This window comes from Sporofaciens sp. JLR.KK001, from assembly GCF_036941055.1.
In the GTDB taxonomy this organism is placed as follows: Bacteria; Bacillota; Clostridia; order Lachnospirales; family Lachnospiraceae; genus Sporofaciens.
On sequence record NZ_JAYMNO010000003.1, the window covers coordinates 266,349 to 279,818 of the forward strand.

Below are 13,470 nucleotides of genomic sequence, written 5' to 3' on the forward strand. Positions count from 1 at the left end.
TTTCCATTTTGTTCCCAAAACAATAGATATGGATGAATCGCAAAATAGTTTTTATATGGTAAGGTAAAGTTATCCTTTCAAAAATGGAATAGATTTATTGATTTTCCGGCTAAAAGAAGGGGAATCACTGGCTGGAAATAAAAAAGGGCACAACAAAAAGACCCATTATGCCGTCTGGAATAATGAAGATTCCTGCCGGTTATTCTTATCGTGGAGAATGGTCCGTATAAGGGCGCCTATGCTTGTGACTTTAAACTGTGAGTTATAATTTTCATAAACATAACCGATACAGTTTTTGACTGCATCAAATGTATATGTAGTGCAGAGAACCCCTAAGTCCTTATATTCCTTTGCGGATAAGTGGAAAGGAACAAATAAGGATTTATCCAGCTTTGTCAGAGTTTTGGTCAGAATTCCCTCCTGGGCCAAAAAGGATGCGTCAGCCTCGTCGGGCCGGATTTTTGTAAGGATACTCTGGTTTATGCAGTCCATTGCTTTATCGAGGCTGGAAATGTAATCTTTTATAAGGGAAGTATTCTGTGCAACATTCTTATCATAATTCCTGCGGCCATGGCAGAGGGGATTCATTTTTAAATGGATATGTTCTTCGTCACCGTCAAAAGCGACCGAAAAAAGCTCCGAAACAGAAGATAAAGCATGCCGTATGATTCCTGGCTTACAGTAGTTAGGAAGAAAACGGCGCAGGAAATCATAATCCTGCGTGACAGTCAGTTCTTTTTCCGGATTACGGTTCGTATCAATATCTAAAGCAGCGCGCAGAAAAATCCGGAGCTGGTTCAGGTCTGTAATCTGAATCAGCTTCTCCAGACATTCATAATTAAATGTGGCATATCCCCGGCCGCCTTTATCAGCAGGAAGAGAATATGTTTCATATTCAGTCAGGATGACCTGGATCCTTTTTTTAGAAAGTCCATCAGATGAACACATAATATATCCATATTCCTGCAATACAGAATTAGCATTTTTAACGGAACGGACGGTGCAATCAAGCATGCCGGCCAGCTCTCTGGGGGAAAGGCCGCGCACTAAGCCATGCTCATCAGGACTGGCAAAATGATAGATGAGCAGCAGCTTTAAGGCTATGGATTTTAACCTTTTGGCATTTCCAAAAATATTTTTCTCGTTCACGCTTTTACACGTTTCATGTACAACTGTTTTGTAAACGGCACAGGGGCAGTTCTTACAACGGTTCTTGGCTTCTTTCTGAACCTCCTCCGGCATAAACTCATAAAAATCAATGTTCTTGTAATTATCGCACGCAAAACAGCCAGACGCTGCATAATCCAGTTCCTGGCTTTCTGTATAGATGACTTCTTTATGGTTTTTCTGAATTCCGATTGCTTTGATAAAAGGAGCTTTACCGATCCGTGCATATTTTGATAATTCCAAGCTAATCACCTCATGTCAGAATATTGATTCAGGACAAACAATAAAAATATATGTCTGTACCACAAAAACACCCAATATTGACTGATTCGGCAATAATACTTGAAAATAGAGAAAGAATAGTCTATAATATTAATGCAGTATCAGCCATTGGTCAATAGCAGTATATATGATTGATCTCTGATTGATATTGTAGTAGTAGCTAAACCGCCAAGAAAAGCTACTGTAAGTATATTTTATATTCGATGTGAATAACTTTTTTGAAACCGCCAAATTTCACAAAGTTATTCACATTTTTTTATCAACATTCTAAATATACTACATATTTTGGGATTTGTAAAATCAAAAAGTCGCACCCGAAAAAGCGGACTAAATTGAAAAAACTATGTGTTTAAAGGGGATTTTAAATATATTTTTTCTGCGAATTTATGATACAAGAAAATGGGAAAATGCGGAAAAGCCTTGATTTTACGGGGTTTTTAAGGATTCGGGACTTTTTAGAAAAAAAGTGAAAAAAATTTTTTATAAAAATGAGCCATTTTTTATGGACTAAATTGGGAAATCATGACAGATTATAAAAAAGAAGCCGCAAAAAACGGACTAAATAGAAGATTTTAACAGGAATCATGGCTGAGTTCTCAAATTTTCCTCAAAGGATCTGTATTGGGGGAAAGATATATTTTTTGGGGGAAATCATACAATGAAAAAAGTGTACCCTTTAAAACGGACTAAATAAAAAAATCAGAAAAAATACACCCCAAATAACGGACTGAATAAATTTGAAAGAAAAAAGTACCCTTAAAAAGCGGACTAAATGAAAAAAAATAGAAAAAAATACCTAAAAAAGCGGACTAAATTCATCTTTTGTAGGTTGAATCGTGGGAAAGATAGCGACAAACTTAATGGATCTGCTATCTGAAACAAAAAGATAGCGACAAAATCAATTTTTTTGGTACAGAATGATAAAGATAGCGACAAAATTAAAATTTGTATTTAAATGGCGGCAGTTGTTGTGATATCCGGTGCAGATGGCGGCAGCCTTCCGTGAAAAAGAACACCTGAAAAAGCGGACTAAATGGGGGAACGAGAACGGAATGGATAGAAAAAATGAGCTTGAAAAAGTGGACTAAATAAAGGGGCAGGGATACAGATTCATGAAAAATGCACCCGGATTAGCGGACTAAATAGAAACCGGGAATGTGTACAGACTGAAAAAATATGCCGTAAAAAGCGGACTAAAAGTAAGTTTGGTATAAAGAGTAGCAGAAAAACATACCCTCAAAAACGGACTAAATGATGAATCGGAGCATATAGAGATAAAAAGTGCACCCAAAAAAGCGGACTAAATGATAAAATGAGGGGTATATCAGCAAAAGATAACGACAAAATCGAGATATGCGGTATAGGTGATGGAAGATGGAGACAAAGTTCCGGATTGAGATAGCGACAAAGTTTTAAGGGCAAGAAACCGCAGAAAGCTTAATCTGCTCCTGCGGTTTTTGTGATATCGACACATTCTACATCAATAATCTTTGAAGGATCATCAAGCGCTTTTGTATTAAACTCATAAGCAATCAGTTCTTTGGAGTCCAGTGGGAGGAACTGGATTGTAACAGCAGAGTTTTTATTGATAAACTCAAAATCTTTAATTACAATCTGCTCTGATTTCAAAATGGACATATGGTTTGTCAGCTCTTTGACCAGGGCAGCGTTTCCGATTTTCTGAAGCTTCATGTGAAGGCGGAAATAATTCAGCGGAAGGGTCTTGGTATAGGAGTTCTTGGCATATTCCGTAAGGCGCTCCTGCTGAAGGATCATCATGATACCCTTTGTCTGCGGAGAGTCAACACTTTTATAGGAGTCTGTTAAAATATTGATGTACTTTTTCTGGACATAGGTGCGGATCCACTGCTCAGAAGGGGTGTATTGAAAATAATTCTCCTGGAAGTTGATGTACAGGTAATTCAGCAATCCAAGGGATGTTGTTTCAATAAGTTCACCGGTCTCCCGGCTCCGCACAGTAATCGTATAATCATAGTTTTTCAGTTTTTCCAGCCGGTTTCCAATGTCTTCATAGTGCTTTTTCTTTGGGACCCGGATATTGAAAACCCTTCTTGTAAATTCCCTTAAATCAACCCGGATGTGCTGGGTTGAAAGCGTTTCTCCATTGATCAGATTAAAGAGCTGCGTCATAATCTCGCGGTCTTTCATATCCAGTTCCCGCTGTTTCAGGTTAATCTGGAACTCTTTCATAATCTTAGAGAGATTTTTTTCCGTGACTGTACTTGGAAGATCCACGTCCGGATTATATTTTACTGTAATATCGCCTTCTATCCCTTTGTCTTCGTCCTTATAGCTGTACTGGTTGAAAAAAGTAAGTTCATTTTCTAACAGTTGCGGCTCGAAATCCATTACCGTGCTTCGGAACGAGAATAGTGGATGCTCGTTGAATTCGGTGGGGTATTTTGTATTAAAGCCTTCAATCGATCCGCCAAAGGCATCCTTTATAATTAGAAGGGACTCGAAAGTGATGTCATTGATGAAAGCGTTGGCCAGGGTCTTGGTCGGCTTCTGTGCCGTAAAAGAAAAATCTGTAATAGGAGCGGTCGTATCGGAACGCCAGTTGTCAATTTCATTGTACTTGTCGAGCATGATCTCCTCAATGGTCCGGTCATCATCCTGTGAACGGTCCATATTATTGATTAATGACGTGGATTCCGCATATTTTCTCAATAACCGGGGATTTTTTGGCCTCATTTTCTCTGGAGGCCCCATTTCTTCCTTGATACTGTTGAACCAGTTCCTTTTATATACGCGCCGGTTCTCGCGGTAGGTACGAATCGACTGCTCAATATTTTCCTTGGAAAGTGCAATATATGTACAGACGGTGATAATATCCTCCAGTGATACGGACTTTCTGCGGGAATCTTTTTTGTCCTGGGAAGAAGGCTCCGTATCTGATGCCCTGGATAAAGGTTTTGTGGTTTTGATGTAGTTTTCATCTATATATAACTCTGGCTTTTTACCCCTGATATACTTCTCATAAGTGGCAATCAGGTTTTTGTGGATATTTGGCTGGATGAATAATGCTATCTTTTCATATTTCTCATATTGGTTGCTATCTATCATATCTGACATCTTATTCACCTCCGTAACAGCAAGCGTCTATTTTCTTATTATATTATAAAGGGAAAAAATATGCAAACTTTTCCGACAGCAGCCAGCTCTGACGCTTAAATTTATACTTACACTCTCAGAGTACATTGGATTTTATTTTCTCATTTTGCTTTATCAACGCAATCTTATTTAAGCCATAAAATCCCTGTATTCTGCTTTTTTAACTTTTGTTGTTATCTGCTCCTTCACCACCTTTCCACATGGTCCTCTATATCAACCGTATTTGTATCTTTTTAGCGATCTCTTCCTTGTATTCTCTCAATGGAGTCTCTTTCATGGATTCCAGTATCCTCCTGTGCTTTTGCTCCCTACTCTGCTTTACCTTTTTCCATATTTTTTCCCAAGCCTCCATGATCTGGCTGATCATGTGCCCAATCTGGATCAGATAATAATGGTTTTTCAGTGCCTGATAATTCCTGCTGTACTGGTGTTCCAGATGGTATCCCTGCCTTTTCTGCGCGTTAAACCCATCATTCTCGATTCTCCATCTCATCCTTCCGCGCTCCACCAGTCCTGCCACATTTTTTCTGGTGATTGGCAGATCTGTGAGAAACCAGAATTCTTTCCGGATCGTTTCTGCTTTTCCCTTTTTCCTGCCCTTTTTGCAGATATGCTCCCCGCTTTCTCCATACTCTGCCAGATTTACCTGATGTCCTTTATAATCTATATCTGTCACGTAATCATACCATTCCTTCCCAGTCTGTGTTTCGCGCTCCTGGTAATTCTTCTCCATTTCTTTCAGTTCTCTGTATTCTTCCCCAATGCTCGGGATGCTCCCCTCCTTATACCGCAGGATATACCGCCAGTTTTTTCCTTTGCATCTCTCAAAGAAACCTTCACAGGCATACAGACTGTCCCCGCACAGGCAGATCGGCAACCTTGGAAACGCTTTTTTCAGCTTTTCCATTAAACGCCAGCAGGCCTTCCTTTCACAGTCCTGTTTCTCCATTTCTTTTCCCTCTTCATTATCCACAAATTCCGTCTGAATACTGATCAGGATTTTCGGATGCAGTACCAGCTTTGCTTCCAGCACATAATAATAGTTCTCCTGATACTCTTTTTCCGTCCCCTTGTTATGGGTCCGGTGCAGGCTTTTCCCATCCAGTTCCCTCCGGCTGCTGCAAAGCTGCGTTCCATCTATGATCACCTGCCAGTACTTGCCCCTGATTCGCATATTTTCAAAAGCCCGGCTGCAAAGAAGCCTGCTGCAAAGGCGGTTTAAGATGTCCTGCAATTTTTCCGGATCTACTTTTTCCAGATACCGGTTGATGGTTTCCCAGTAGGGAAGCTCCTCCACGGTCTGTTCCTCCCCGGATAGATGCCAGATGTTTTTGATCATTTCACTGGAATTGAATTCTTCACTTGTTTTCCTCATACTGCTGATGTAAAATAGAGAAGAAAGGATACGGGTCATAAGAAGTAACACAGCAGGATAGGTAATATAGCTCTGGTTTCTGGGATCTGGAATCTGTTTTAACAGGGGTAAAAGATCTGGGAAAAAATGCCGGATTAGCTTGGCTAATTCACATGCAAGGTTCAACTGTTCCAGGTGTTCCCTAACCTCTTTTCTTCTGATTTTTATTCTTGCTTCATAGTAAAACCTCCTCTCTTTTATGGTGGTGCGAAAAAATAGTTGTTTGGTTACTTCTATTATCGCGCATCTTCCCATAAAATGGGAGGTTTTTTTATTAATTTTTTTTAAGCGTCAGAGCTGGACAGCAGCTATCAGTATGGAACAAATAAATCAGATGTGCCTGGTTGTAAGAAGAGAGAAGTTACTGTAAAATGGATAACAAAAGGGAGGTGGATATATGGAGAATCATATGTATCGGGGGAATATCGGACCGGGAAGCCGGGTAAAAATCATTTTAAAGAAGGATCAGAAATCAGGTAAGCTGACAGAGGGGTACGTGGACAGGATACTTACTAACCGGCCGGTTCATACCAGAGGTATCAAGGTCATGTTAAAGGATGGGCAGGTAGGCAGGGTACAGCAGATACTGGAGCCGTGAAAAACGATAACAAAGAGAATCTAAACAGAAAAAAGAATTGCGGTTTCAGGGAAAGAATGGTAAACTAGAACAAACCTGATTTGTTTTATTCCGAAATCTTTAGATTTGGAAAGATGGGGGAATTCCTGGAAACAGGTCTATGCATACAGAGTAAAAGGGCACCTTGCGGGGTGCTTTTTTGTTACCCGTTTTGCGGTCAGGAAATCATATAAAAGGAGGATATTTTTATGGAGCAACATGTAAAGAAACAGAATTCATTTTTTCAGACAAGAATGAATCAGGCAAAGCTTGGGGCGTATTATACAGACCCGGCACACTGCCAATGGATTGCCGGGCTTTTGGATTTCCCAGAAAATGAGGAAGTCTGCGGCCTGGAGCCCGCTATCGGTGACGGAAATGCGATTATTACGGTCATGGGGCGCCGAAACAACGGAAATATACATATTTTCGGGGTAGAGTTAAATGAGGCCACAGCAGATATAGCAATCAATCAATCATCCATTGATTGATGAATGTATCTACGGTAATTTTTTGACAGATGCGGTTATCACAAAAGGCGCATTTTCCTTCTGCTTTGCGAACCCGCCCTATGGGGAAGAAGACGGGGAGAGGCTGGAATGGAGATTTTTCAACAAAATCGTACCATGCCTGAGAGAACAGGGCATCTTTGTTTTTGTCATTCCTTATTATGTAATGGCCGAGCCTATGTTTTTAAAGGCATGGCACACGAATTTTATCACGGAATGCTGCTACCGTTTTCATGAACAGGAGTATAAAAAGTGGAAGCAGGTGGTCCTGATTGGAAGGAAAGCAGAAAAGCGGCCAATAGATGGGGAGCAGCTGGCAAAGATAAAAATGGATATCGACTCTCCGGAGAAAATCCCGCTTTTGCCGACAGGGTATGACGGGAAGAAAATAAGAGTGCTGCCATCTAAGAAAAAAGATATAGCAGAATTTAAAAACAAAGAATTCAATGCCGAGCGTGCAAAGAGATGTCTGGGAAAGAGTGCGCTTAATGATCTGGTGAAAGAGAAGATAACACAGCAGAAATTTATTGCGGATAACCTGAGCAGGCCCCCGATCATGCCAAATGCAGGACAGATGTATCTGATGGCAATATCCGGCGCCGGGCAGGGGCTTGTGGGTTCGGAAGCGTCCAGTGACCTGCATCTGCAGAGAGGAATGGTTACAAATGTAGAGGAAAGTGAGATGCGGATGGACGAGAATGGCAGAATGGTAGAGGCAGTTCAGCGATTTTCCAAGGTTGGCTTCCAGATTATTGAAAATAGTGGAATGATACGCAGATTGTAGGGAGAACAGGCAGGAGCCTGTTTTTTTTAACGAGGAGGAAAAGAATTTGCATGTAACAGCAGGGAATATAATTACCCATCTATATTATGCAGTAGCGGCGGACGGCAGACTGCTGATCTTGTCAAACTTTAATGAAGATTTTATGTCTGTGGCGGGTTTATGTGCCAATATCGGCTTAGGGACGGAATCTGTTGCAATCATAGAGAATGGGAAGTATATAGAGACATTTCCGCCGGCAGCGGAGGTGGATAACTATCAAGTAAAGATACAAAACGGACGCGAGTGTCTGTATCAGGGTGTGAGCCTGTCAAGACTTATCAGTAGAGAATACCTTTTTATTGAGAAAAAGAACTGGGAAGAGCAGTTGTATGCCTATCTGATGAACCAGTTTGAATTTCCAATCCTGCGCCGCTGGATCCCGTATGTGACAGAGGAAGCCATGGCAAAAAAGCTTTTACACATATCGGAGATGAAGGTGATCGGGGAAACAGGGCTGTTTGACGGGTATGAAATCTGGCATTCAGAAATGACAAATGAAGCGCTTCTTTCCATTCTGCAGGCGGGTCTGTCAGATAAAAAGATCCATATTTCAGAACAGGAGCAGCGGCCACTGGATTTCTCAGATATGGACGATTATTTTAACAAATACGGGCATACGCTGGTTGATAACCTGGAAAGACTGCTGAAGCCATTGACATCGATGAAGGATAAAGTGGAAGAGCTTACGTTTATCGGCAAGAGTTTATACCCACAGCAGGCGGCTGTCGTGAACGGCGCGGTTGAATGTCTGAAAAAAAAGAAATATGCATTTCTCATTGAAAGCATGGGAGCAGGCAAGACCCTTCAGGGGCTGGGGGTTGCTGAGGCTTTTTTTAACCAGGAGTATCTTAGGAAGCATTCTGAAAAGACCGTAAAGGAGGTTTATACGGACGGCAGGCTGATAAAGTTCAGGGTTATCATCATGTGTCCGGCGCATCTGGATATGCTGGTAAATGAATAGGTCACTGGACTGTAAATGAGGGATTTGTTTCTACGAAAAATGACAGGAAGGAAGATGAAAATGAGTAGATTTTTAAAATTACGGACAGGGAAAAAGTTAGAGGTTTGGCCGACATATTATGCATATAATAGGACATTGGCAATTTCATTGTTTGAGGAGGGCGAGCCATATGGGAATCTTACTCTTATTATCCCGAATTCGGGATAATAAGAGTTATACCGAAAAGTATCTTATCCCGATATTTGAAAAATCCCCTTAATATATAAGCCGAGTAGAAACAAAATTCGGGATAATATTTTCCTATATAAGTGGAGAGGATGCGCAGAAAATTCGGGATAATATTTTTTTAGTTCTTCCATGTGAAGGATATTTCCTCAATAATCTAATCAGCAGGCTACTGCCTGACTATTATAATGAGGAGGCCATGAACATGGTAAAGGTAACTGACATATCTGAGCTTATATCTCTGGTATGCAAAAAATTAATTGAATACGGTGTCCAACCACACACTGTCTGGTCAGATTACAGCTATAACTACCGTCCAATCCTTCATTTTTTTCAGGAACATGAATGCCCTCAATATGATGAGGCATTATTGGCGCAATACCGGCAGGAGCAACAAAACCGTTACGAGCGGGAAGAAATGGTACGGAAAAACTATTTGAACAAGACAAGGGCTGTTTCGAGGCTGCAAGAATTTTATAACCGTGGGGAACTGTCTCACGTTATAGCAGGCGGTCATGCCAAAAAACATATCAGCATTTCAAATGAAGAACTGCTTCGGGAATTTCTGAACTGGAGTATGCCGGCTAATCCGAAAACACTGCAAGATATGGAATGGGCTGTCAGACAATATCTTTTCTGGCTGGAATGTCAGGGAGTAGATAATACTCTGGATGTAAATGCGCACAGCTTTTCAGGGTTTATGACAATGGCGGCAGGTAAATACTCAGAAGGCAGCCTGCATGATCTTCAGCTTTTCCTGAAAAAGTTCCATCAGTTTCTGAATACGGAGAAGGGGTTGGAGATCCCTTATGAATTTGTCCTGTCACTGCCTGTTATACGGAAAAAGAGGGTGTTCCCTCCACTGACAAAGGATGAAATACAAAGGACCGTTGCCCAGATTGACCGTTCAACGGTTATGGGGAAACGGGATTATGCAATCATTCTTCTCGGTGCCAGGAACGGTCTCAGGGGATGTGATATCATCCATCTGAAGCTGACAGATATTGATTGGAGAGCCGGGGAAATCAGGCTCATTCAAAAGAAAACCGGAAATCCCCTTGTGCTGCCGCTTTTGCCTGATGTAGGGGAAGCTTTAAAAGAATATATTTTGAATGGCAGGCCCGATTCTTCATCTGAATTTATTTTTTTGAGGGCGATGCATCCATATCTGCCCTTCAACAAAACAGTGGCATTAACGCATCTCTGGTCAGGTTACCAGAAAAAAGCCGGTATCGAACGCTATGCCCATGACGGGAAAGGATTCCATGCACTGAGGCGTACACTTGGGAAGGAGCTTACCCTTGCAGAAGTTCCTGTTACAACAACTGCACAGATCCTTGGACATCGGAGTATGGATTCTTCAAAACAGTATATTTCCTTAGACAGCTATCATTTGAAAGAATGTGCCCTAGACTTTTCTGGCATTGAAGTCACATTGGAGGGATACGGCCATGAATCATGATTACGTCAGTTGTTTTGCCGAATACATCAAGGGGATGCTGGATGCCAGGGATGCACTTGGTTATGCACGGGAACCACATGCGGCAACCCTGCTTAGTTTTGACAAGTATTGTTCTATGCAGCATCCAGACTGCGTGGAGCTTACAGAACACCTAGTCATGCCATGGGTTCTTAAGGATGGTAACGATACAAAAGGAATAAAAGGCAGGGCATCTGCCATCCGCCTGTTGGCACAGTATATGAATATCAGCGGACAGGAGGCTTATGTATTGCCAGACCGTTATTTTGGGAATCCCAAGCCAAAAGAAACCTATATTTTTTCAGATAGCGAATTATCTTCCTTGTTTTCTGCGATTGATACATTGCCGGAAGACAAGAAGATTCCGTATACCCGGCAGATGCTTCCTGTGTTGTTCCGCCTAATCTACACCTGTGGGCTGCGTCCGCAGGAGGGAAGGGAATTGAAAAGAAGGAATATTAATTTTGGTGTTAGTCAATAACTGTGTTGGTAACTCTGTTTGGCGGTTTATGCAATCACTTGAACCTCTATATTTATGAATATTTTGGGTTTACCAACATCTATATATAGTGCTATAAATGTTACCAACACACTTGTTGACTAACACCTTAATTTTCAAACAGGTGAAATCCTCATTACCAATACAAAGAAGAAGAAAGAGAGATTTGTCGTCATGTCTGATGATATGCTTATGCTCTGCAGACGTTATGATAAGATGCGTCAGTTTTTCTATGAAGATAATCCGTATTTCTTCCCTGGATCTTCCGAGGGGCCTCTGGATGGCCAATGGTTAAACCGCCAGTTCCAGAAATGCTGGCAGACTATAAATCCAGGCGTTCCCAAAGAGCAGCTTCCATCCGTAAGGGTTTACAGCCTCCGTCATCAGTTTGCTACTGCCAATGTAAACCGCTGGCTGGACGAACAGAAAGATCTGGATGCCATGCTTCCGCGCTTAAGAGCCTATATGGGCCATTATACTTTGAAGGAGACTGCTTACTATGTACATCTCCTCCCTGAAAACTTATCTAAAAACAGGGGGATTGACTGGGAAGCCTTTTCCGAGATCATTCCGGAGGTGGAACCATGGCAAGAATGAATGGAAATCTGTTATACACACTGATTCATGACTTTCTGACAGACTATCTGCCGCAGAAGCGGAACTGCAGCCGTCATACAGTTAAAGCATACCGTACAGCATTAAACCAGCTGCTTGATTTCGCAAAAGATCAAAAACAGATCCGGTTGATAGATATCACATTTGACACACTAGATGGCGAAATGATTGCGGAGTATCTTGATTTTTTAGAAAATACCCAGAAATGCAGCATAAAAACACGAACCCATAAATTAAACTGCCTACGGTCTTTTTACAGCTATGCGGTAATGAGGGACACTTCCCTTGTAGTTTATCAGGCGGATTTATTTTCAATCCCTTTTAAAAAAGGTGTGAAAGTAGAAACGGTTGACTATCTGAGCGAGAATGCTGTTAAAGTTCTTCTGGAGCAACCGGATGTAAAAAGAAGAAAAGGTGTACGTGACCAGTTCCTTATGCTTTTAATGTATGATACAGCTGCCCGGATTCAGGAGGTCATAGATCTGAGGATTTGCGATATCCGTCTCGGAAACGCTCCACAGGTAAAGCTGCATGGAAAAGGAGATAAATACCGTTCCCTTCCACTTATGAAAAAAACAGTATTGCATTACCACAACTATATGCAGGCATTTCATCCAGGTGAGGCCAAACGATCTCCAAAAGCATTATTTTATACGATACGCAAAAGCATATATAGTCCAATATCTGATGATACGATCAGGGCATTTATGAATGGATATGCAAAAAAGGCACATATGATATGCCCGGAAGTTCCAGAAAAAATCCACCCGCATATTTGGAGGCATAGCCGTGCAATGCATCTGTATCAGCATGGGATGGATCTGACAACACTTTCTCAATGGCTTGGGCATGTAAATCTTTCCACAACCTTAATTTACGCACATGCTGACACAGAGATGAAGCGTAAAGCCATGGAAGAGGCAACGGGTGATTATTTTCCAAGAGTTTCTGCAGAAAAATCCCCGTATGATGTCAATGATGATGCTGTATTGAAACGTCTGTATGGATTGAAATAAAAAAATCTTATCCCGAATTTTTGAGAAGAGCACTGGCAACGGGTTGGAAAATCTTATCCCGAATTTTTATATGAGAAAGCCCAATTTATAAGGCTTTATTAAAGAATTCGGGATAAGATACTTTTCGGTATAACTTGTTGCCTGGATGATGCACCGGGAAGGAATTGCGCTTACATTGATGTAAATAATATGGGAATAGATATTGTGGACTGTTGGACGGCGAATTGAGGGAGACATAAACGGCAAATTATTTTTCCAACCTTTTTCGCATTGACTGCGCAGTGCTGTCTACAAATGCATAATACCGCCGAAAATGCAGCACGCTGTTGGTATAGCTTTTCTTTCGAAATCGAAAGGCCATGAATCCCATTATGAGATCCATAGCCACATGATGTATTTGGATTTTTTATTGTTTGTCAGCCAGAGTCGGCAGATAAGCCAAACCGGCAGCAACAGTTACGGCATCTACCTTCCGCATTAGATTGCTGATCCGCCCCTCATTCCAGAAAATATCAGAAAAATCGGATAGTTCACATCCCACATCATGGTTCGGGATGCACAGGTAGTTTCCGTATTTATGCACTCCGGCCAGGATGTGGAAGTATGTCCCCCGTCCATTCATCTCAGCTTCATACCATCCAGGCCGCCATCGCAGCAGGATAATCTCCCCTGTCCAGGTTTCTATGCGGGAACCATCCCTGAAAAAACATCTGTATTCCAAAAACAAC

General features: G+C 41.4%; 11 protein-coding genes and 1 pseudogene. 8 read left to right on the plus strand and 4 right to left on the minus strand.

What is annotated here, in order from left to right; genetic code table 11:
- Positions 1 to 165: 165 nt before the first annotated feature.
- The 3 genes from VSQ62_RS31535 to VSQ62_RS31545 form a co-directional block, all read right to left on the minus strand.
- Positions 166 to 1,410, minus strand: coding sequence for a hypothetical protein (locus VSQ62_RS31535; protein ID WP_334638711.1), 1,245 nt, complete (start codon positions 1,408 to 1,410; stop codon positions 166 to 168).
- Between the two features lie 1,476 nt (positions 1,411 to 2,886).
- Positions 2,887 to 4,545 carry a hypothetical protein gene (locus VSQ62_RS31540; RefSeq protein ID WP_016220719.1) on the minus strand — a complete coding sequence of 553 codons (1,659 nt, stop codon included), beginning with the start codon at positions 4,543 to 4,545 and terminating at the stop codon, positions 2,887 to 2,889.
- Positions 4,546 to 4,792: 247 nt separating this feature from the next.
- The gene (locus VSQ62_RS31545; RefSeq protein WP_334633611.1) at positions 4,793 to 6,253 is read right to left on the minus strand and encodes a transposase; all 1,461 of its coding nucleotides are present in this window, start codon (positions 6,251 to 6,253) and stop codon (positions 4,793 to 4,795) included.
- Positions 6,254 to 6,395: 142 nt separating this feature from the next.
- Here VSQ62_RS31545 and VSQ62_RS31550 point away from each other — a divergent pair, with 142 nt between their 5' ends.
- The 8 genes and pseudogenes from VSQ62_RS31550 to VSQ62_RS31585 all read left to right on the plus strand — a co-directional run bounded on the left by VSQ62_RS31550 (position 6,396) and on the right by VSQ62_RS31585 (position 12,742).
- Positions 6,396 to 6,596, plus strand: coding sequence for a YwbE family protein (locus VSQ62_RS31550; RefSeq protein WP_016222315.1), 201 nt, complete (start codon positions 6,396 to 6,398; stop codon positions 6,594 to 6,596).
- Positions 6,597 to 6,823: 227 nt separating this feature from the next.
- Positions 6,824 to 7,105 (plus strand): DUF6094 domain-containing protein, encoded by a 282-nt coding sequence (locus VSQ62_RS31555; protein ID WP_286082839.1) that lies wholly within the window; start codon positions 6,824 to 6,826, stop codon positions 7,103 to 7,105.
- Entirely contained in the window at positions 7,098 to 7,907 is an 810-nt protein-coding gene (locus VSQ62_RS31560; RefSeq protein WP_286082840.1) for a DUF6094 domain-containing protein, read from the plus strand. Before VSQ62_RS31555 ends, VSQ62_RS31560 begins: the two co-directional genes overlap by 8 nt.
- Positions 7,908 to 7,953: 46 nt before the next feature.
- Positions 7,954 to 8,907, plus strand: coding sequence for a hypothetical protein (locus tag VSQ62_RS31565; protein ID WP_286082841.1), 954 nt, complete (start codon positions 7,954 to 7,956; stop codon positions 8,905 to 8,907).
- A 430-nt stretch (positions 8,908 to 9,337) separates the two neighbouring features.
- Complete coding sequence (locus tag VSQ62_RS31570) at positions 9,338 to 10,594, plus strand: site-specific integrase (protein ID WP_286082842.1); 1,257 nt, start codon at positions 9,338 to 9,340, stop codon at positions 10,592 to 10,594.
- Positions 10,584 to 11,093: a hypothetical protein gene (locus VSQ62_RS31575; RefSeq protein WP_334638712.1), complete on the plus strand. Its 510-nt coding sequence runs from the start codon at positions 10,584 to 10,586 to the stop codon at positions 11,091 to 11,093. The genes VSQ62_RS31570 and VSQ62_RS31575 overlap by 11 nt, the downstream gene beginning before the upstream one ends.
- 138 nt (positions 11,094 to 11,231) lie before the next feature.
- A pseudogene (locus VSQ62_RS31580) lies at positions 11,232 to 11,708 on the plus strand (tyrosine-type recombinase/integrase); the annotation flags it as partial.
- Entirely contained in the window at positions 11,705 to 12,742 is a 1,038-nt protein-coding gene (locus VSQ62_RS31585) for a tyrosine-type recombinase/integrase (protein ID WP_334638737.1), read from the plus strand. The pseudogene VSQ62_RS31580 and the gene VSQ62_RS31585, both read left to right, overlap by 4 nt.
- 406 nt (positions 12,743 to 13,148) lie before the next feature.
- On the opposite strand, the gene VSQ62_RS31590 is transcribed toward VSQ62_RS31585, so the two are convergent.
- The gene (locus VSQ62_RS31590) at positions 13,149 to 13,463 is read right to left on the minus strand and encodes a DUF6618 family protein (protein ID WP_016217795.1); all 315 of its coding nucleotides are present in this window, start codon (positions 13,461 to 13,463) and stop codon (positions 13,149 to 13,151) included.
- Positions 13,464 to 13,470: the final 7 nt, after the last annotated feature.